Source organism: Caulobacter segnis (assembly GCF_031454995.1).
In the GTDB taxonomy this organism is placed as follows: domain Bacteria; phylum Pseudomonadota; class Alphaproteobacteria; order Caulobacterales; family Caulobacteraceae; genus Caulobacter; species Caulobacter segnis_E.
Genome location: NZ_JAVDRV010000002.1, coordinates 457,327 through 476,186 on the forward strand (window position 1 = coordinate 457,327; position 18,860 = coordinate 476,186).

The following is an 18,860-nucleotide window of genomic DNA, read 5'->3' on the forward strand; positions in this document are numbered from 1 at the left end:
GTCTTCGCGCGACCGTGGAAGGCGCCTTCACCTCAAGTTTGGTGGTCACGTTCGCCCCACTGATCCCCGGCGCAAGCTGGCGACCGGCGGCTCCACCGTCAATAGTCTTTCGCGGGGATCACCCGTGTCGCGGGACCAGCATCCAGAGCGACATGGCGATCATCATCAGGTTCTCGGTCAGCGACACAAACCCCAGGGGCACATGGCTGTCGCCGCCGACGCAGGCGCACTTTAGCTCGCGTTTGTCGACGTAGACGGCCTTGAACACGGAGACGGCGCCCACGCCGCCGATCAGAAGGCCAAGCGGGGCGGCGAGCCAGGTCAGGATGCCTGCGGCCATCAGCACGCCGGCCGCCAGCTCGGCGAATGGATAGACATAGCCATAGGGGACCCAGCGCCGCGCCAGCAGGTCGTAGTTGAGGAACATGGTCGAAAAGGTCTCGACGTCGCGCAGCTTCAGCATGGCCAGCAGGCTCATTGAGAAGGCCACGAACCACTCGCCCGCGCGGACGGTCAGGGGTGTTCCAAACGTCGCCTGGCTAACCGCGAGCGCCAGCAACGCCGCCACGGCGAAGACCGCGAGCACGGGCGTGTAGGTAAGCGCGTTGGGATCGCGAGTCCGCGCGCCGAAATGGCGGCGAAGGTCGTCGTAGCCGCCAATCCGTTGGCCGTCGATGAAGGTCTGGGGCGTCGTGCTCACGCCATGCTCGGCCTTGAAGGCGTCGGTCGCCGCGCGGGTTTCCAGCCAGTGGTCCTCCACGGCGTAGCCCTTCGCCTTCAGAAGATGCAGGGCCTTGAGGCCATAGGGGCAGAGGTGCTTGGGCATGACCATGCGGTACAGCACGGCCGTCTTGCTGGGACTCATCGCTTCACTCCTTGGCTGACGACAGGACCCGCCCCATGTAGCATCCGTACCATGGTACGGAGTCAAGGCATGGCGACGATGACGATCGCGGCGCTGGCCCGCGAGGGTGGCGTTGGCGTGGAGACGGTGCGCTACTATCAACGCCGGGGCCTGTTGCGAACGCCCCAGAAGACCGGCGGTTCGGCGTTGTCGGGAGGGATACGACGCTACGGCGCCGAGGACGCGCGGCGGCTGAAGTTCATCAGGTCGGGCCAGTCGGCCGGGTTCACGCTGGAGGAGATTGGCGAGTTGCTGGCGCTTGACGCGGGCCAGGACCGCGCGAGGGCGCGGACCTTGGCGCGCGAGCGTATCGAGTCTCTCGACCGGAAGATCGCCGAGTTGCAGGCGGCCCGCGCCTCGCTGACCCGGCTGGCCGAGGCTTGCGCGGCCTCGGACGCGGGGCCTTGCCCGATCATCGAGGCCTTCGAACCGTCCTAGGCGAGGCTGGCCTTCGCCAAGGCGAGGAATCCGGCCAGATCGACGACCTCCGCGCGGACGTCGGGGCTGATCCCGGCCTTTTCGCACAAATCGCCCCCACCCAGGGCCTTGAGGCTGGAGCGCAGCATCTTGCGGCGCTGGCCGAAGGCGGCGGCGGTGACGCGCTCCAGCGCCGCGATGATCTCGGCGGGCGGCGGATCGGCGCGCGGAACCAGGCGAACGACGGCCGAGGCGACCTTCGGCGGCGGCGTGAAGGCCTTGGCGGGCAGGTCCATGACCGTCTTGGCCTCGCACAGGGTCTGGGCGATCACCGCCAGGCGTCCGTAGGCGTCGTCGTCCGGCTGGGCGACGATGCGGTCGGCGACTTCCTTCTGGAACATCAGGGTCATCGACAGGGGCCGGAAGGGCCCCGTGAGCCAGTTGATCAGCAGCTGGGTGCCGACGTTGTAGGGCAGGTTGGAGACCACGTGCGCCGGCCCGCCGGCGGACGTCGCGGCGTCGACCTTGAGCGCGTCGCCTTCGACCAGTTCCAGCCGGCCCTCGGCCACCTTGGCCACCTCGGAGAGCAGCGGCAGGAAACGGCTGTCCTTTTCGATGGCCACCACACGCGCGCCGGTCTCCAATAGGGCGCGGGTCAGGCCGCCGGGGCCAGGACCGACCTCGACCACGGTGTCGCCTTCGCCGATCTGCGCCAGGCGCGCGATCTTCCGCGTCACGTTCAGGTCGAGCAGGAAGTGCTGACCGAAGCTCTTGCGCGCCATCAGGTCGTGGCGCTCCAGGGCCTCGCGCAGGGGCGGCAGGTCGGCCAGGCTCATCGTCTAAATCTCCCCCTGTTTATCCGGGGGATAAACAGGATCATTCGGATAGTTGGAGCATGATGGCCGCCGAAACCGACGGCCACTTTCGGCTATCATGCTCTAGCCGCCGCGGCGGGCGGCGATCTCGGCCGCCAGCTTGATGGCGGCGATCAGGCTATCGGGACGGGCGATCCCGCGTCCAGCGATGTCGAAGCCGGTTCCGTGATCGGGCGAGGTCCGCACGATCGGCAGGCCCAGGGTGACGTTCACCCCGCCCCAGAAGTCCAGCATCTTCACCGGGATCAAGGCCTGGTCGTGATACATGCACAACACCGCGTCGTGGCGGGCGCGGGCCTCGGCGTGGAACAGGGTGTCGGCGGGCGAGGGGCCCTGGGCGTCGACGCCCCGCGCGCGGAGCGCCGCCACGGCCGGGCCGATGATCTCGATCTCCTCGCGCCCGATAGCGCCGCCTTCGCCCGCGTGGGGGTTTAGGCCCGCGACCGCGAGACGTGGCGCGGGAATGCCGAAGTCGCGACGCAGGGCGTCGGCGGTGACGAGGCCGGTATTGACGATGTCCTCCACCGTCAGCGCGCCCGGAACCTTGGCGATCGGCGTGTGGATGGTCGCCAGGGTCGTGCGCAAGTCGCCGGCCGCCAGCATCATCACGGGCCCGCGCGGGCCCTCGAAGCGCTCGGCGGCCGTCAGCTCGGCCAGGAACTCGGTGTGGCCGGGGAACTTGAAGCCTGCGTCGTAGAGCGGCGCCTTGGCGATCGGCGCGGTGACCAAGCCCGAGACCTCGCCCGACAGCGCCAAGCCCACGCCCGTCTCGATCCAGCGGATCACCTGGGGCGCATAGGCGGGCGAAGGCTGACCCGAGACGACCGGCGAGAGCAGGGGAATGTCGATGACCGGCAGCGCCTCGCCGAAAACGTCAAGCGCCTCGCGCGGCCGCGTCACCGCGCGGACCTTCACCCCGCCGCCGGCCGAGGCCAGCAGCTGGGCGTCGCCGATCACGACGAAGGGCGGTCCGTCCTCGCGGAGGGCCCGCCAGGCCTTGGCGATGATCTCGCCGCCGACGCCGGCCGGATCGCCGGCGCTGAGAGCGAGCGGGCGTCCGGTCACCGGGTCTCGATGGTGGCCTGGTTGCGCAGGTCGCGCAGGTAGCGCTTGGAGATCAGCGCCAGCTGCTGGCCGCGCAGGCGGTTTTCGATCTGGTCGTGGGTGGGAGCGTTGGCCCCGCCCTGGCGCTTGCCGCAGACCGCGATCAGGTGAAGACCGGCGTCGGTGCGGATCGGGTCCGAGATCTGGCCGACGTCGAGCTTGTTGGCCGCGTCCTGGAAGGCGGGAGCCAGATCGGTGATCTCGGCCTCGCCAAGGTCGCCGGCGACCAGGCCATCGACCTTGCCCGCGACGGTTTCAAGCGTCTGACAGCTGTTGATCTTGGGCTTTAGGTCCGTCAGCAGCTTGGTGGCCGCGGCGATCTGGGCTTCGGTGGCGTTGGCGGGCAGCGGCGCGGCGACCTGCTTCAGGTCGACGATGGCCGTCTTGGAGCCCGCGCGTTTGTCGCGCAGATAGATGATGTAGACGCCGTCCTTGACCTGGATCGGTCGCGACAGCTGGCCGGGACGCAGCTGCTCCAGCGCCTCGTCGACCTCGGTCGGCATCTCGCCCTGGCTGATCCAGCCCACGTCGCCGCCGTTGGCCGCCGTGGCCGAGCCGGAGAACTGACGGGCCACGGCCGCGAAGGGCGCGCCTTGCTGCATCTGGGCGATCAGTTGGGTGGCGCCATTCACGGCGACCTCCATGCCGCCCACGCGGCCGGCGTCGAGGAAGACCTCGCTGATCTGGTACTGCGGCTTGGCCGCCGATTCGGCGAGGCGGCGCTGATAGGCCTTGATCTGGTCCTCGCCGATCCGCAGACGCGAGCCGTAGCGGCCCTGGATCCAGGACTGCCAGCTGGAGTCGGCCCGCAGTTGGGCGCGCCAGGTGTCGAGGCCGATGCCCTGTTGGACCAGGGACTGCTTCAACTGGTCGGGAGTCATCTTGTTCGACTGGGCGATGTCGGCGACTTGTTCGTCGACTTCCTTGTCGGTCGAGATGATCGTGATCTTCTGCTGCTTCTCGACGCGGCGCAGCTCCTGCATCTGCAGGCGCTCGTCGATCAGCGAGCGCAGCGCTTCCTGCTGGATTTGCGGCAGGTTCTCCTGGGTGGGCTGCATGCCCGAGGTGGCCATCAGCAGGCGCATGCGCTGCATCAGGTCATAGCTGGAGATAATGTCGTCGTTGACGACCGCGGAGACGCTTTCCGACAGCGGAGCGGGCGCGGGCGCCTGAGGGGCGGCGGCCGGAGCCTCCACCCGCGGCGGCGCGCCAGCTTGCTCCTGGGCCAGGGCGGGCGGGGCGAAGCTCGCCGCCGTCAGGGCCAGAATGGACGCGGCGCCGGCCGCGAAAGTCGTCACGCTACGCGCAGACCGCATGGATAGTGTCGTTCCTCTAGGCCCAGCCGCCCCCTAGGGAGCGCGGTCGGTTATCATGGTTTCGAAGGCGGCGCGCGCCGAAGCCGGCGTTTTTCCTCTCGGCCGTCGCCCCGAACACGCCATCGGACATGCGGATCGGACCCGCACGCCCCCAAGCGCGGTTACTTAGTTCGAGCTGTACCCTGTATCACCCAATGTGGCGAGCGTTAGGCGGAAGACGATCGTTCGATCCGGCTGCAGCCGAAGACCGGTCGCGGTCGAGGCGTATCGGTCTTCCTGTTGGTAGATGACGTCGATGCGAATGCAGTCGTCGGTGTAGGCCACGCCCAGGTCGCGACGCCGCCAAACGTCGGCCACCATGTCGCGCTGGCCGAACGCCGTCACCGACCACTGCTTGGTCAGCTTCAGCTCGCCGCGGGCTTCGAGGTTTTCCTGCTCGTTGCCGTTGGCGTCCAATTCGTCCTTCAGATAGCGGATCGTGCCCCAGCCGCGCTGGGTATAGGCGTCGACGCCCGTCTCGATGCGGTGAACCTCTCGCGTGTCCGCGTCGAGGCGCGTGCGGGCGAAGGCGGTGACGCCTCGGATCGGGGTGACCGTCGCCGAAACGATCCAGTCCGAGGACTTGCTCTGAAGGCCCGTCCGGGCCGGCATAAGCGGATCGAACTTGGTTCGGAAGCTGCGGCCGACCAGGATGCTGCCGCCTCGGCCGTCGCGAAGGGTGTAGGTGGCGCGGCCGCCCACGTTCAGCCGTTGGCCGCCTTCGTAGAGATCGAAGCCGGGCGACTTGTTGGCCTGGAACAGGTTGGTCTCGTCGAACTCCAGCGTCGCGCTGTCTTCGTTGTAGAGATAGGTCTTGGTCCCATCCCTGGCGACGACCACGGGCACGCGCGAGCTTTCCGAGCCCGCGGCGACCTGGGCCAGGGGCTCCAGGACCACGCTGCCGCCGTTGGAGAGCGCCTTGTAGAGCGGCAGGCTGAAGTCGACGCCCGCCACGCCTAGCGAGCGGGTGTAGGTCTGCTTGTCGTCGTCGCCGACCGCGGCGGCCGCGGCCGTCAGGTAGGTCTTGATCGAATAGGCGTCGGCGCGGGCCTGGGCGAAGGGCGAGACCTTCAAGCCATTGCCAACGACCGTACTGGTCCGCCAATCGGCCTTGACGCTGGCCCGGCTGGAATCGACGCCGTTCTGGCCCTTGTAGGCGCCGAGGTAGTACGGGGCCTCGCCGAACTGCGATTCCGAACGGTTCAGCATCACGCCGGTGCCCTGCAGCCGCAGGCGGCCTCCCAGGATCGGCGAGTCGGGTTCCCAGCGCGTCTCGACCAGCGGGCCGATCAGCGGGAACGCGCCGCTGTTCTCGAAGGCGTTGGCCGTGCCGTTAGCGCTGGTGCCCACGACCCGCAGGCCTTGGACCGAGACGGCCGAGACCGAGAACCAGGAGCGCTGGGCCTGACGCGTCGTATACAGCTGCGAGACCAGCCGGTGGTCGTCGCTCGTGAACAGGCCGCGCTGCTGATAGACGTCGTTGATCTTGTAGCGGTCGAAGATCAGGGCGTCGGAGGCGCGCTCGGCCGAGAAGCCCCACTTCCATTTCGCGTCGATGTCGAACTTGCCGTTCGCCAGGATGTAGCTGCGGGTCGAGGCCTTGCCGAAGCGGTCGCCCCGGATGTCGAAGTCCTTGTCGTAGGTGAAGCCGCCGCGCGCCTCGAGCATCCCCGAGTAGAAGCGCTTGCGGTAGTTCACGTTCAGGAACGGGTTCACCTTGCTGTTGATCTGCGGGGTGACGACCACGTCCGAAGAGGGCGAGATCACATAGAGATAGGGCTGCTCGTACGAGACGCCGCGGCTCTTGGAATAGGGCGTGATCTTGGGCGCCAGGAAGCCCGAGCTGCGCTTGGCCTGCGGGTCCGGGTGCCAGAACAGCGGCATGTAGAGGATGGGCGCGCCCCACACCCGAATGACCGCGTGCTTGTAGTAGATCAGCTGCCGCTTCTTATCCTGGACGATGCGCTCGGCCTGCACCGACCAGGTCGGCGTCGGCTTCTCGGCGCACACCTCGCACGGGGTGTAGATGGCGCTGTTCAGCTCCTGGATGTTGGCGTTGCGGCGCACCGCGGTCGCGGCGGCGACCTTCACGTTCTGGCCAAGGCGCGCCGAGAAATTTCGCGCGAAGCCGGCCTTCATGTCCTCGTCGACCTCGAGGTGGTCGGCGAACTCGGCGGTGCCGTCGGCGTTGATCAACTGGACGTGGCCGTTGGCGACGACCGTGCCGGTCTTGGTGTCGTAGATGACCTCGTCGGCGCGCAGGGTGCGACCTTGATAGCGCGCCTCGACGCCGCCGCGCGCGGTCATCTTCTGGGCCTGGTCGTCGCGGATCAGCAGGTCCGCTTCCAGGTAGTAGCCGTCATCGCCCAGGCCGTCGGACGGCGCGGCGGGAGCGGGTGGCGCGGTGGGGATCGACGCCAGAGGCGTCTGGGCGTGCGCCGCGCCCGCGCAGGCGAGCGTCAGCCAGGCTCCACCCCCCAAGAGGAAGGCGCGGCCGGCGGACGGCGTGCTGGGACGCAGTTCAGTCATGATCGACCCTGGAAGCAATGACTCACCCATCCTCGGTATAGCAAAGCAAAGTGAAGCCCGCCAAAAGCGCCACGATCGGCGGCGTCCAGGCGGCGATGGACGGGGCCAGAACGTCGGCCTTGCCCAAGGTGCTGCACAGCTCGTTGAAGAAAAAGAATCCGAAGCCCAGAGCCACGCCCGAGCCCGCCAGGGCCGCCAGGCCGCCCAGGCGCATCAGGCGCAGCGAGAACGCCGCCGCCAGAACCGACATGGCCGAGAAGAGCAGGGGCGTGGCCAAGTCCTGCTGTAGGCGCAGCTTGAACGGAGCGGCCGAGAAGCCGGCGTCCTCCGCGCGCTTGATCGTCGCCGGAAGCCGCCACAGCGCCACCGCCTGAGGGGTGTTGAAGCGCTCGGACGCGGTTCGGTCGTCCAGATTGGACGGGATCGAAAGGCTGTCCGAGCGAATGGCCCCGGCCCCCGGCGTGGCCTCGCGCACGCCGGTCAGGCGCCAGAAGCCGGGCTCCAGTCGCGCCTCGTTCGCCTCGATCCGGCGCGTGAAGTCCATCACGCCCTTCTTGTTGAGCGTATAGACGAACAGCGACACGCCGCGCAGGCGCACCGAACCATCGACGATGTCGCGCCCCCGCGCGCGGATGACGATCTGGGTCTTGTCGTCGCCCTGGCGCAGCCAGGTGCCCCGGGGCGTATCCTTCAGATAGCCATTCATCATGTGATCGCGCTCGGTCTCGAACCGCGCGGTCATGGCCGTCGTCAGGGGGTTCAGCAGGATGATGGTCAACAGGCCGATCACGAACGAGGCGGTCGCGGCGGGCATGATGAAGCGCCAGGCCGAGACGCCCGCGGCGCGCATGGCGATCAGCTCGCTGCGCCGATTGAGTTCGACGAACGCCCACATGGTGCCGAACAGGAAGACGAAGGGCGCCAGGACCAGGATCGTGGCCGGCGCCTGCAGCACCGTGAGGTACAGCAGCTGGAAGAAGCTGACGTCCGCGCGGGTGCCGACGTTGCGCGCGATATCGACGAAGGCGATCAGCATCACCATCGCGCCCAGCACGGCCAGGGCGCCGACCAGGGCGCTCATGGTGCGCTTGAGCACATAGCGTTCGAGCATGCCCATGGTGATCATCGGGTCGCTCCCGACCAGGCCGACGCGGTCCCGACCATCCTGGCCCGGCGCGGTCGCGAGACCTTCTGGCGGAAGATTTGCGAGAAACCCCAGCCCATGGCGATCAGCGGCACCAGATACTGGAGCACGTTGAGCCACGGCTCGTCCTCGCAGGCGGCCTGCACGCCAAAACCGATGATGCGCACGATGCCCGCGGCGGCGCCGACGGCGGCGATCCGCTTGCCATAGCCCATCCGGCTGAACGGCCCGCCGATGACGGCGGCCAGCGCCATGGCCATCAAGGCTAGACTGTAGAGCGGCCCGGCGAAGCGCGAATGACCTTCGGCCAGCATCTTGTCCTTGTTCCGGCGCTCCCAATCCTGGGTCAGATCGGGAAAGAACAGTTCGTGCGGATAACGGTCGGCGATCTTGTAGTGCAGCAGCTCGTCGCTACGGAACAGGCTGGACAGGTCGAAGGTGTACTCGTCGAACGAGGTGTACTGCAGCACGCCTTGGCGGGAGAACTGCTGGTTCGACCCGTGGCGCATGATCAACACCGGCTCGCCCTTGCGGGTGGCGATCTCGGCCTCGCGCGAGGAATAGGTCGAGGCCCCGCCGTTGGGCATCTCCTGGTGGATGAACAGGTTCTGGATCTTGTTGTCGCGGTCGATCGACTGGGCATAGACGGTCAGGCCGGGGCCTGGCTCGGTGAACTGGCCGGGCTGCACCAGGGTCGAGGCGACGTCGGTCTTGATCTCGAACGCGGTCTCGCGGATTTGGCGCGCGCTCCATGGCTGCAGCCACAGGCCCGAAATCAGAGCGATCAGGGCGGCCAGCACCGCCAGGCGCATGGCGGGCGAGATCACCGCCCAGCGACTCATGCCGCCAGCGAAGCAGACAACGATTTCCTGCTCGGTGTGCAGCCGGTTCAGCGCGACCAGGGCCGCCACGAACAGGGCCAGCGGCATCATGATCGCCAGCAGTTGGGGCAGGGCCAGCAGGATGATCTTCAGGAACACCACCGCGCTCTGTCGCTGTTCAACGAGGACGTCGAACTCCGACAGGCTGCGCGCCAGCAGGGCAAGCGCCACCAGCGCCGCGGTCGCCAGAAGCGTCGGGCCCAGCAGCTGGCGGAAAAGGTAGCGTTCTATGAGTCGCATGAAAATGGTTCGGGGCGGATGGATTCGTGGGACGAACCCCGAAGATGCGCCGTTCTACACGGGGGCTTAACGTTGGCACAACCAGGGACCTGACTTGGCCGTCCCGAGTGGGGCTGAACGGAGCCTTTTCTAAGGCGCGGCATTGGACTATGCCCGCTTGTTGAAGAAGGGGCGCGCGGCGTTCGCGCGGCCCCGTGAAAGTCGCCCATTCGCAGGAGCGCGGAATGCGTATCGAGTTCGTTCCCGTCGACACCCAAGCCGGCGCCACGGCCGCCCTCGCGGTTCTGGCCCATGAAGGCGCGGCCCTGTCGCCCGAGGCCAAGGCGGCGAACGAGGCCAGCGGCGGCGCCATCTCGCGCGCGATCGCTGGCGGCCGTTTCACCGGCGCCAAGGGCCAGACCCTGGATCTCGTCGCGCCGCATGGCCTGGAGGCCGCGCGCGTCGTGCTGGTCGGCGTCGATGGTTCCGGCGCGGTCGAGCCGGAGGCGGTCGAGACCGCGGCCGCGGCCGCCTTTCAAGCCGTGAAGACCTCGGGGGTCAGCGAACTGGTCCTGAAGATGGGCGCCGACGCCGAGACCGCCGCCCGCGCCGCCTTCGGCGCGCGCCTGGCCGCCTATCGCTTCGACAAGTACCGCACGACCGAGAAGGCCGAGAAGAAGCCCTCGGTCCAGGTGGTCAAGGTCGCCGCCGCCGATCCGGTCAAGGCGCAGAAGGCCTACGAGCCGCTCGCGGCCCTGGCCGACGCGATCGTGTTCAGCCGCGACCTCGTCTCCGAGCCGGCCAACATCCTGCATCCGGAAGAATTCGCCGCCCGCGCCAAGAGCCTCGAAAGCCTGGGTCTCGAGGTCGAGATCCTGGGCGAGGCCGAGATGGCCAAGCTGGGCATGGGCAGCCTTCTGGGCGTCGGCCAAGGCAGCGTTCGCGAGAGCCAGCTGGTGATCATGAAGTGGATGGGCGCGGCCGATAAGTCGGCCCAGCCGATCGCCTTCGTGGGTAAGGGCGTCTGCTTCGACACCGGCGGCATCTCGATCAAGCCGGCCGACGGCATGGAGGACATGAAGTGGGACATGGGCGGCGCGGCCGCCGTGACCGGCGTCATGCACGCCCTGGCCGGCCGCAAGGCCAAGGTCAACGCCATCGGCGTCCTGGGCCTGGTGGAAAACATGCCCGACGGCAACGCCCAACGTCCGGGCGACGTGGTCACCTCGATGTCGGGCCAGACGATCGAGGTCATCAACACCGACGCCGAGGGCCGCCTCGTCCTGGCCGACGCCCTCTGGTACACGCAGGAGCGGTTCAAGCCCCAGTTCATGATCGACCTGGCCACCCTGACCGGCGCGATCATCATCTCGCTGGGCCATGACTACGCCGGTTTGTTCAGCAATAACGACGGCTTGTCGGAAAAACTTCTCGCCGCCGGCAAAGCCGAGCGCGAGAGCCTGTGGCGTCTGCCGCTGCCGGCGTCTTACGAAAAGCAGATCGAAAGCCCGATCGCCGACATGAAGAACATCGGCGGTCGTCCGGCCGGTTCGATCACGGCCGGCCTGTTCCTGCAGAAGTTCGTCAACGGCGTGCCGTGGGCCCACCTCGACATCGCCTCGGTGGCCTGGAAGAAGCCCTCGACCGACCCAACCGTGCCCGACGGCGCCGCCGGCTTCGGCGTGCGGTTGCTGAACCGCCTGGTCGCCGACGCCTACGAAGGCTGAGCGTGACCGACGCCGCGCCCTGCGAGGTCTGGTTCTATCACCTCGAGCGCAGCCCGCTCGAGGCGGTGCTGCCCGAGCTTCTGGAAAAGACGCTGGGGCGGGGCTGGAAGGCGCTGGTGCGCGGCGGCGATCCCAAGCGTATCGAGGCGCTGGACCAGCACCTCTGGACTTTCCGCGAGGATAGCTTCCTGCCGCACGGCCTAGCCGCCGAGCCCATGGCCGAGCGCCAGCCGGTGCTGCTGACGGCGGAAGACGGCAATCCCAACCATGGCGACGCGATCTTCCTGATCGATGGCGCGGAGCCGGGGGACCTTTCGGGAGTTTCCCGCTGCATCCTGCTGTTCGACGGCCGGGACGACCAGGCCCTGGCGGAAGCGCGCGGGCGTTGGTCGGTGTTCAAGAAGGCGGGGCATCCGGTGTCGTACTGGCGCCAGGGCGCCGAGCGCGGTTGGGAGAAGCAAGCATGAAGCGCGTTGTCACCGGACTTGGCCTTGGCCTGGCGCTCGTTTTGGCGTCCTGCTCCAGCGCGCCCGAGCCCGCTCCGCCGCCGCCGCCGGCCACCCCGACCGCGCCCCCGGCCATCGCCCTGCCGGAGAAGCCGCCGGCCTCGGAGCCCGAGAAGGACCAGTGCGGCCTCAAGGACGCCCAGGCCTTCATCGGCAAGCCGCGGACCAGTCTGCCGGCGCCGGTGGATCCCTCGCGCTGGCGGGTGGCCTGCACGACCTGTCCGGTCACCATGGACTACCGTCCCGACCGCCTGAACATCCTGTTCAACGCCGACACCGGCGTCGTCCAGCAGGTGAAATGCGGCTAGGGCGCCTCACCTGAGGTTGAAGGGCCTTAAGCAGACATCCTGACTTGGCGCGGCCGCTCGTCGGTGCGCATGGTCCATCTGGGATGGAGAAGGACCGATGCGACGCTCGACGACGATAGGACTATTGGCCTTCGCGGCGGTCGCCGTCACCGGCGCGGCCTGGGCGCAATCGTCGCCATCCGCGCGTCGCGCCGTGGACGCCGACACGGTGGCCGGCTCTCCGGCGCGGGGCGGCGACTTCGCGCGTCGGGAATGCGCCGGCTGTCATACGGTGCGGGGCGATTCCGTCAGCCCGAAGGCCGGCGCGCCTCGGTTCCAGGAGATCGCCCAACGCTACGCCGACAATCGCCTGGACTGGGAACTGGAGACCATCACTCAGGTCGGCCACTATTCCATGCCGGCCAAGGCGATGAGCAAGGCCGATATCGACGACGTCACCGCTTACATCCGTTCGCTGAAACCGGAACGTTGACGCGACGGGGCGGAACCTCGTCCATGGTCGGCCCTTGATGGGGAGCGGTCTGTCGCCGGCCCACCAGGGCGCGCCGCGAAGAAGGACGCCCGATGATTTCGAGAACGCTTAGCGCCGCGCTGGTTTCGCTTTTGGCCGTCGCGGCCTGCCATGAACGGCCGGCCCCGGCGCGGCCTTCGAAGCCGTCTGTTCAGAGCGCGGCTCCGCCTCCCGCCCGTGAGAGCCTGAACGCGCCGTCGCGCGACCTCGGAGGCGCGCTCCCGCTCAAGCACGGCATCTTCGTCGCCGTCGACATCCCGTGCGGCGATCCGCCCAACGCTGCCATTCGTCGTTATGACGGCTTGGGCTTGAGCGGCGCCCACACCCGCGATTGCCGGATCAACGTCCTGGAAAAGCAGGGCGGCGCCTACGAGATCGACCAGTCCTGTATCGACGCCGGTTCTGGACCCGCGCCGCGCTCGAGCGAGCGCGTCACGGTCGTGGTCAGGGACAACCTGACCTTCACCCTCAAGCGCGGGCAAGAAGGCGAGACGTTCCGCTACTGCGCGGACTCTCTGCTGCCGCCGGGGCTGAAGAAATAGTCTCCATCTGCCTCTCCTACACGCCCCTGACATCCGCGACGCGTAAGCCTCACCGTTAGCGCCGAGAGCTAACTTGCAGCGCTGGGGCGAGTGTGTGCCTTTCCTCGCGATCGCACGGCTGGAGGGATAATGTCGCCCGATGATGATGGTCTCACCGAGGCCGAGATCGAAGCCGCGCTGAAAGAGGCCCCCAAGGGCGCTTTCGCCCTGGCTGGACTGACGGTCGGCTCGCTGATGCTGGCCTGGCTGGCGATGTACGTGTTCGTCTTCCTGCCGCGAGGATCGGTGGGATGAACGCATCGACCGAGAAGAACATCGTCCGCGCCGAAAAACGGTGGCTGATGGTGGTGATCGGCTGCGTCTCGATGATCATGGTCATGGTGATCTTGGCCGGCGTGGTGATGCACATCAATCCGCCCAGCAATATCGAGCGCACCAAGCCGCAGGACCTGCACCTGTCGGCCGAGTTCACCGAGGCCAATCTGGGGACGCGGGTCGAGGCCAACGGCCAGATCACCGCGCGCATCGTGGCCACCCAGTTCGCCTTCGTTCCGCGCTGTGTCGTGCTGCCGGCCGACACGCCCGTGACCCTGCGCCTGTCCAGCCCCGATGTGATCCACGGGATCCTCGTCTCGGGCACTAACGTCAACACCATGGTCGTGCCGGGCTATGTCGCCCAGGTGCACACCGTGTTCCGCGAGACCGGCGACCTCTTGATGCCGTGCCACGAATACTGCGGCCTGGGCCACAGCGAGATGGTGGCCACGGTGCGCGTGGTGCCGAAGGCGGACTTCAAGCCGGGTCCGGACGGGAGGGTCGCCTGTGCCGCGCAATAATCGCCTGATCCTGGCCCACCTGTGGCTGGCCTTCGTCGTCTTCCTGTTCGCCTGCGCCCTGGGTGTCTGGCAGATGTGGGTCCGCGGCCCGCTGTCGGCGCCGCAGGACATTCCCCACCGCTACTACCAGTCGGTGACCGCGCACGGGGTCTCGATGGCCTATGTGCTGACCACCTTCTTCATCATGGGCTTTGGCTACTTCGTCGCCGAGACGGCCTTGAGGCGCGAACTGCCCGGCAGGGCCTGGGCCTGGGGCGCGTACGTCATGGGCGTCGTCGGCGTGGTCATGGCCGTGCTGTCGATCGGCGCGGGCCAGGCCTCGGTGCTCTACACCTTCTATCCGCCGCTGACGGCGACGGTCTGGTTCTACCTCGGTCTCGTTCTGGTCGTCGTCGCCTCGTGGATCTGGTGCGTGCTGATGCTGGTCGCCATGGGCGGCTTCAAGAAGGCCAATCCCGGCGTCCCGGTGCCCCTGGCCATGTACGCCACCGTCGCCAACGCGGTGATGTGGCTTTGGACCACGGTCGGCGTGGCCAGCGAGATCCTGTTCCTGATCATGCCGGCGGTGCTGGGCTTCAAGCAGACGATCGACGTGGGCCTGTCGCGGACCCTGTTCTCGTGGACCCTGCACGCGATCGTCTATTTCTGGCTGATCCCGGCCTATACGGCCTTCTACACCATGGCGCCGCGCGTCGCGGGCGGGCGCCTGTTCAGCGACACCATGGGCCGCCTGACCTTCGTGGCCTTCCTGCTCTACAGCCTGCCCGTGGGCATGCACCACCTGTTCATGGACCCGGAGCACTCCACGGGCTTCAAGTTCATCCAGATGTCGCTGACGGCGCTGGTCTCGGCGCCGACCCTGCTGACCGTGTTCACGATCTCGGCCTCGATGGAGCTGGCTGGACGCCTGCGCGGCGGCAAGGGACTGCTGGGCTGGATCAAGGCCCTGCCGTGGGACCGGCCGATGATGCTGGCCACGGGCCTGGCCTTCTTCATGCTGTGGTTCGGCGGCGGCGGCGGCTTGATCAACATGAGCTACGGCATGAACGCGATGGTTCACAACACCGCGTGGGTCACCGCCCACTTCCACCTGATCTTCGGCGGCACGGTGGTGATCATGTACTTCGCCATCGCCTACGAAATCTGGCCCAGCCTGATCCGTCGCCAGCTGGTCGACGCCCGTTGGCAGAGGCTGCAGCTGTGGCTGTGGGCGGTCGGCATGATGGTCATGACCTTCCCCTGGCACTTCCTGGGCTTGCAGGGCCAATGGCGTCGGGTCGCCAGCTTCGACTATTCCGATCCCCGCATCGCCTGGTGGGGGCCATGGGTCGTGGTGTCGCTGATCGGCGGGGTGATGCTGCTCTGCAGCGCCGCGCTGTTCGTGGCCAATCTGCTGCCGCGCAAGACCGCCGCGGCCGTGGCGCCGGAAGGTTACGCCTACGCCCTGGCCGTCCACCCGCCCAAGCGCGTGCCGGCGGTCCTGAACGGCTTCTGGGTCTGGAACATCCTGGTCGCGGTGTTGATGGCCGTGGCCTACGGCTACCCCATCGCCCAGTTCTTCATCGGGGATGCGCCCGAGGCGATCTTGCATAGGCTGTCGGGAGGCTGATGAGATGAGCGAACATCCCGAGCCCCCGGAAGACCCCAATGACCGCCGCTGGACGCTGAGCGCCAGCCTGCTGGTCGGCGGCGTGCTGGCCTTCTCCGTGGCGGTGGGGCTCTTCGCCCTGCCGGTGCTGCAGGCGCCCAACGCCGATCTCGACGCCTGGACGGCGATCTGCCGCGCGGTGGGCCTCAAGCCGGGCACGCCCGCTCAGCGGCAGCCGCCGTTCGACGCCAAGGCCGCGCCGGTCTCGCAGGTGCGCTGGAGTCCCCAGACGCTGACCATTCTGGCCAAGGCCGACCCGCGCCCAGGCGCGGCCTTGGCGGCCGACGTCTGCTCGGCCTGCCACGGCGAGGAGGGCACGACCATCAGCGACGCGTTCCCGCGCCTGGCGGGGCAGTCGCCCGAGGCGATCTACAAGCAGCTGTCCGACTACCGTTCCGGGGCGCGCTACAACGTCCAGATGACGCCGGTGGCCAGGAGCCTGACCGACGAGCAGTTGGCGCAGGTCGCGTCGTACTTTGGCCACGTGAAGGCGCGGGTTCGCTTGGGCGCGGGCGATCTGGGCGTCGATGACCCCGGAATCAGCCGCTTGATCCATCGCGGCGACCCGTCGCGCCAGATGCCGCCGTGCGAAAGTTGCCATGCTCGCGGCGCGGGCGGTCCGCCGGAGACGCCGGTGATCGCGGGTCAGAACGCCGGCTATCTCGAACGGCAACTGCTGGACTACAAGCACGGCGCGCGGCGCAACGACGTCTACCGACGCATGCGCGACGTCACCAGCAAGCTCAGCGACGACGAGATCCGTCGCATCGCGCGGGTGTACGAGGGGACGTATTAGGGCATTCGTCTAAACACGCTCAAAAAGCGTGTCATCCCGGAAGCCTCGAAGAGGCTATCCGGGACCCAGGGGCCAAGCGCGGTGCGTCTGCCCCTGGGTCCCGGCTCTACAGCCCGCTTCGCGGTCCTCCGGCCGGGATGACACGCGAATTGAGGTTTTGATCTTTGTGTGGCCGCGCCCTAGCGCTTGCCGACGCCCGGGAACATCGCCACGCCGTCGTCGAAGACGCCCAGATAGCCCAGTTCGCCCAGCAGCGGCGTCAGGTCCTCGACCAGATCGCCCGAGCGCGGCAGGTGGGACGGACGGCCTTCTTGATCGTGCAGGCGATAGACGGTCCACATCTTGCCCTTCGGCGCGGGCGAGCCCGGCGGAATGAACTTGTGCTCCCAGCCGACCAGGGCCGGCGAACGGCCGATCTCGATGTCGAACGGACGGTCCCGGAAGGCCAGGTCCATCTCGATCCGCATGGCTTCGCCGATCCGGTCGTTGACCCACTGGCCGAACGATTCCAGCACCACCTGGGCCGAAAGGCCTTCGGGGTTGGCGACGATGTGGTTGCGGTCAGGGTGCGATGTCATGTCGCACACCATGAACGCGAGATGTCTCTTAACCACTAAACTTCATGGTTTAGGGCCGTTTACCCTCTCGTTTTTCGAGAGACTGATTTGCTCGCTGTCAAGCCTCGGCTTCGGCCAGTTCCTCGGCCAGGGCCATCCAGGCTTCTTCGGCCTCGTCCAGCTTGGTTTTGGCGTTGTCGCGGCGCTTGGTCAGCTCGGCCACCTTGCCCGGGTTTTTCACATAAAGGTCCGGATCGGCCAGCTGGGCGTCCAGCTCGGCTAGGTTGCGCGTGCAGCGGGTCATGACCTGCTCGGCCGCATCGACCTTTCGTCGCAGCGGCTCGATCGCGGCCTTCCTGGGCTGCGCGGCCGCCGGAGCGTCGGCCTTGTCGGGCTCGCGGGCGACCTGGGTCGGCTTCACCGCCTGCTTGGCGCGCTCCAGCACGAACTTGGCGTAGTCGTCCATGTCGCCGTCGAACGGCTTAACCGTACCGTCGGCGGCCAGCCACAGGCGGTCGGCGACCAGTTCCATCAGCGAGCGGTCGTGGGTGATCAGGATCACCGCGCCCATGTAGTCGTTCAGCGCGTCCAGCAGGGCTCGGCGGCTGTCGATGTCCAGGTGGTTGGTCGGTTCGTCCAGGATCAGCATGTGCGGCGCGTCCATCGCCACCATGTTGAGCAGCAGGCGGGCGCGTTCGCCGCCCGACAGATTGGCGACGGTGGTTTCCTGTTTCTCGAACCCGAGGCCGAACTGCGCCAGCTTCGAGCGGCGCGAGCTTTCCGAAGCTTCCGGCATGGCCCGGCGGATGATCTCCAGCGGGGTGTCGTTGGGATCCATCGCCTCGATCTGGTGCTGGTGGAACCAGCCGACCTTCATCTTCTTGTCGCGGTGGAATTCGCCGCTCTGCACGCCCAGGGCCCCGGCGATCATCTTGGCGAAGGTCGACTTGCCCGCGCCGTTGACGCCCAGAAGGCCGATGCGGTCGTCCAGGTCCATCCGCAGGTTCAGGTTCTTGAGGATCGCGCGGCCGGCCTCGTAGCCGACGCTGGCCTTCTCCAGCCGGATCAGCGGCGGGGGCAGGGGGCGCGGCGGCGAGGGCAGGGTGAAGGGCGCGACGCGCTCCTCGATGGTGGTGGCCACCGGCTCCATCTTCGCCAGGCGCTTCATGCGCGACTGCGCCTGGGCGGCCTTCGACGCCTTGGCCTTGAAGCGGTCCACGAAGGCCTGCAGGTGGGCGCGCTCGGCGTCCTGCTTGGCCTTGGCGGAGAGTTGCAGGCGGGCCTTCTCGGCGCGGCGCTTTTCGAAGTCGTCGTAGCCGCCGGTGTAGAGTTCCAGCTTGCCCCCAGCCAGGTGCAGCATGTGGGTGCAGCTGTTGTTGAGCAGCTCGCGGTCGTGGCTGACGATCAGCGCGGTGTGCGGATACTTCTGTAGCCTCGCCTCCAGCCAGAGCGCGCCTTCCAGGTCGAGATAGTTGGTCGGTTCGTCCAGCAGCAGCATGTCGGGCTCGGCGAACAGCGCCGCGGCCAGGGCCACCCGCATGCGCCAGCCGCCGGAGAACTCGCTCATCGGTCGGGCCAGGTCGTCCTGGGTGAAGCCCAGGCCCACCAGGATTTCGGAGGCCTTCGACGGCGCGGCGTCGGAATCGATCTCGATCAGACGGCCCCAGATCTCGCCCATCTCCTCGGGATCGGCCGTTTCCAGGCGCGTCAGCAGGTCGTGGCGTTCCTCGTCGGCCTCCAGCACCGTGTCCAGCAGGGAGACGGGCGTGGCCGGGTGCTCCTGGTCCACCGACCCGATCCGCGCGGCCTTGGGCAGGCTGATCTCGTCATCGCCGGCGTGCAGCTGGCCCAGGATCAGCTTGAACAGAGTGGACTTGCCCACGCCGTTGCGACCGATCAGGCCAACCTTGGCGCCGGGCGGCAGGCTGACGCTGGCGTGGTCGAAGAACTTCCGTCCCCAGGCGTTGAACGTCAGGTCGTTGATCTGCAGCATTTATGTGA

19 protein-coding genes and 1 pseudogene are annotated in these 18,860 nt (G+C 67.7%); 10 read left to right on the forward strand and 10 right to left on the reverse strand.

Annotated elements, in window-relative coordinates:
- Positions 1-118: 118 nt before the first annotated feature.
- Positions 119-865, reverse strand: a complete 747-nt coding sequence (locus tag J2728_RS08315; protein WP_309998255.1) for a glutaredoxin — start codon at positions 863-865, stop codon at positions 119-121.
- Positions 866-934: 69 nt separating this feature from the next.
- Between J2728_RS08315 and J2728_RS08320 the strand changes: the two genes are divergently transcribed.
- Positions 935-1,342, forward strand: a complete 408-nt coding sequence (locus tag J2728_RS08320; protein WP_309998258.1) for a MerR family transcriptional regulator — start codon at positions 935-937, stop codon at positions 1,340-1,342.
- Here J2728_RS08320 and rsmA read toward each other — a convergent pair.
- The 7 genes and pseudogenes from rsmA to lptF all read right to left on the reverse strand — a co-directional run bounded on the left by rsmA (position 1,339) and on the right by lptF (position 9,449).
- Positions 1,339-2,157 carry a 16S rRNA (adenine(1518)-N(6)/adenine(1519)-N(6))-dimethyltransferase RsmA gene (gene rsmA, locus J2728_RS08325; protein ID WP_309998260.1) on the reverse strand — a complete coding sequence of 273 codons (819 nt, stop codon included), beginning with the start codon at positions 2,155-2,157 and terminating at the stop codon, positions 1,339-1,341. The genes J2728_RS08320 and rsmA overlap by 4 nt on opposite strands.
- A gap of 102 nt (positions 2,158-2,259) precedes the next feature.
- On the reverse strand, positions 2,260-3,261 hold the full coding sequence (gene pdxA / locus J2728_RS08330) for a 4-hydroxythreonine-4-phosphate dehydrogenase PdxA (protein ID WP_309998263.1): 1,002 nt from the start codon (positions 3,259-3,261) through the stop codon (positions 2,260-2,262).
- On the reverse strand, positions 3,258-3,578 hold the full coding sequence (locus J2728_RS22260; protein WP_473701035.1) for a peptidylprolyl isomerase: 321 nt from the start codon (positions 3,576-3,578) through the stop codon (positions 3,258-3,260). Before J2728_RS22260 ends, pdxA begins: the two co-directional genes overlap by 4 nt.
- Before the next feature lie 132 nt (positions 3,579-3,710).
- Positions 3,711-4,616 (reverse strand): annotated as a pseudogene (locus J2728_RS08335) (peptidylprolyl isomerase); the annotation flags it as partial.
- Positions 4,617-4,781: 165 nt separating this feature from the next.
- A complete protein-coding gene (locus tag J2728_RS08340; protein ID WP_309998268.1) occupies positions 4,782-7,214 on the reverse strand; it encodes an LPS-assembly protein LptD in 2,433 nt (810 codons plus the stop codon).
- Positions 7,207-8,310: an LPS export ABC transporter permease LptG gene (gene lptG / locus J2728_RS08345; RefSeq protein ID WP_309998270.1), complete on the reverse strand. Its 1,104-nt coding sequence runs from the start codon at positions 8,308-8,310 to the stop codon at positions 7,207-7,209. The genes J2728_RS08340 and lptG overlap by 8 nt, the downstream gene beginning before the upstream one ends.
- Complete coding sequence (lptF, locus tag J2728_RS08350) at positions 8,307-9,449, reverse strand: LPS export ABC transporter permease LptF (protein WP_309998272.1); 1,143 nt, start codon at positions 9,447-9,449, stop codon at positions 8,307-8,309. Before lptF ends, lptG begins: the two co-directional genes overlap by 4 nt.
- 224 nt (positions 9,450-9,673) lie before the next feature.
- Here lptF and J2728_RS08355 point away from each other — a divergent pair, with 224 nt between their 5' ends.
- From J2728_RS08355 to J2728_RS08395, 9 genes are all read left to right on the forward strand, one after another.
- Positions 9,674-11,155: a leucyl aminopeptidase gene (locus J2728_RS08355; RefSeq protein WP_309998273.1), complete on the forward strand. Its 1,482-nt coding sequence runs from the start codon at positions 9,674-9,676 to the stop codon at positions 11,153-11,155.
- A gap of 2 nt (positions 11,156-11,157) precedes the next feature.
- Entirely contained in the window at positions 11,158-11,622 is a 465-nt protein-coding gene (locus J2728_RS08360; protein WP_309998276.1) for a DNA polymerase III subunit chi, read from the forward strand.
- Entirely contained in the window at positions 11,619-11,969 is a 351-nt protein-coding gene (locus tag J2728_RS08365) for a peptidase inhibitor I78 (protein ID WP_309998279.1), read from the forward strand. The genes J2728_RS08360 and J2728_RS08365 overlap by 4 nt, the downstream gene beginning before the upstream one ends.
- A 97-nt stretch (positions 11,970-12,066) precedes the next feature.
- Complete coding sequence (locus tag J2728_RS08370) at positions 12,067-12,441, forward strand: c-type cytochrome (RefSeq protein ID WP_309998281.1); 375 nt, start codon at positions 12,067-12,069, stop codon at positions 12,439-12,441.
- Positions 12,442-12,533: 92 nt separating this feature from the next.
- Positions 12,534-13,022 (forward strand): hypothetical protein, encoded by a 489-nt coding sequence (locus J2728_RS08375; protein WP_309998283.1) that lies wholly within the window; start codon positions 12,534-12,536, stop codon positions 13,020-13,022.
- A 129-nt stretch (positions 13,023-13,151) separates the two neighbouring features.
- Positions 13,152-13,316 (forward strand): hypothetical protein, encoded by a 165-nt coding sequence (locus tag J2728_RS08380; RefSeq protein WP_309998284.1) that lies wholly within the window; start codon positions 13,152-13,154, stop codon positions 13,314-13,316.
- Positions 13,313-13,858, forward strand: coding sequence for a cupredoxin domain-containing protein (locus J2728_RS08385; protein WP_309998286.1), 546 nt, complete (start codon positions 13,313-13,315; stop codon positions 13,856-13,858). The genes J2728_RS08380 and J2728_RS08385 overlap by 4 nt, the downstream gene beginning before the upstream one ends.
- On the forward strand, positions 13,845-15,467 hold the full coding sequence (locus J2728_RS08390; protein WP_309998288.1) for a cbb3-type cytochrome c oxidase subunit I: 1,623 nt from the start codon (positions 13,845-13,847) through the stop codon (positions 15,465-15,467). The genes J2728_RS08385 and J2728_RS08390 overlap by 14 nt, the downstream gene beginning before the upstream one ends.
- A gap of 4 nt (positions 15,468-15,471) precedes the next feature.
- Complete coding sequence (locus tag J2728_RS08395) at positions 15,472-16,302, forward strand: c-type cytochrome (protein WP_309998290.1); 831 nt, start codon at positions 15,472-15,474, stop codon at positions 16,300-16,302.
- A 179-nt stretch (positions 16,303-16,481) separates the two neighbouring features.
- Here J2728_RS08395 and J2728_RS08400 read toward each other — a convergent pair whose 3' ends face one another.
- Positions 16,482-16,880 (reverse strand): hypothetical protein, encoded by a 399-nt coding sequence (locus J2728_RS08400; protein WP_309998291.1) that lies wholly within the window; start codon positions 16,878-16,880, stop codon positions 16,482-16,484.
- 97 nt (positions 16,881-16,977) lie between these two features.
- Positions 16,978-18,852 carry an ABC-F family ATP-binding cassette domain-containing protein gene (locus J2728_RS08405; RefSeq protein WP_309998293.1) on the reverse strand — a complete coding sequence of 625 codons (1,875 nt, stop codon included), beginning with the start codon at positions 18,850-18,852 and terminating at the stop codon, positions 16,978-16,980.
- Positions 18,853-18,860: the final 8 nt, after the last annotated feature.

What these genes read in the sequence shown, in the direction of transcription:
- J2728_RS08370 (WP_309998281.1), top strand. Translation starts at nt 12,067, where the DNA reads ATGCGACGCTCGACGACGATAGGACTATTGGCCTTCGCGGCGGTCGCC.
- J2728_RS08340 (WP_309998268.1), bottom strand. Translation starts at nt 7,214, where the DNA reads ATGGGTGAGTCATTGCTTCCAGGGTCGATCATGACTGAACTGCGTCCC.
- J2728_RS08315 (WP_309998255.1), bottom strand. Translation starts at nt 865, where the DNA reads ATGAGTCCCAGCAAGACGGCCGTGCTGTACCGCATGGTCATGCCCAAG.
- J2728_RS08400 (WP_309998291.1), bottom strand. Translation starts at nt 16,880, where the DNA reads ATGACATCGCACCCTGACCGCAACCACATCGTCGCCAACCCCGAAGGC.
- lptF (WP_309998272.1), bottom strand. Translation starts at nt 9,449, where the DNA reads ATGCGACTCATAGAACGCTACCTTTTCCGCCAGCTGCTGGGCCCGACG.
- J2728_RS08375 (WP_309998283.1), top strand. Translation starts at nt 12,534, where the DNA reads ATGATTTCGAGAACGCTTAGCGCCGCGCTGGTTTCGCTTTTGGCCGTC.
- J2728_RS08380 (WP_309998284.1), top strand. Translation starts at nt 13,152, where the DNA reads ATGTCGCCCGATGATGATGGTCTCACCGAGGCCGAGATCGAAGCCGCG.
- J2728_RS08395 (WP_309998290.1), top strand. Translation starts at nt 15,472, where the DNA reads ATGAGCGAACATCCCGAGCCCCCGGAAGACCCCAATGACCGCCGCTGG.
- J2728_RS08385 (WP_309998286.1), top strand. Translation starts at nt 13,313, where the DNA reads ATGAACGCATCGACCGAGAAGAACATCGTCCGCGCCGAAAAACGGTGG.
- J2728_RS08355 (WP_309998273.1), top strand. Translation starts at nt 9,674, where the DNA reads ATGCGTATCGAGTTCGTTCCCGTCGACACCCAAGCCGGCGCCACGGCC.
- J2728_RS08320 (WP_309998258.1), top strand. Translation starts at nt 935, where the DNA reads ATGGCGACGATGACGATCGCGGCGCTGGCCCGCGAGGGTGGCGTTGGC.
- lptG (WP_309998270.1), bottom strand. Translation starts at nt 8,310, where the DNA reads ATGATCACCATGGGCATGCTCGAACGCTATGTGCTCAAGCGCACCATG.
- rsmA (WP_309998260.1), bottom strand. Translation starts at nt 2,157, where the DNA reads ATGAGCCTGGCCGACCTGCCGCCCCTGCGCGAGGCCCTGGAGCGCCAC.
- J2728_RS08405 (WP_309998293.1), bottom strand. Translation starts at nt 18,852, where the DNA reads ATGCTGCAGATCAACGACCTGACGTTCAACGCCTGGGGACGGAAGTTC.
- J2728_RS08365 (WP_309998279.1), top strand. Translation starts at nt 11,619, where the DNA reads ATGAAGCGCGTTGTCACCGGACTTGGCCTTGGCCTGGCGCTCGTTTTG.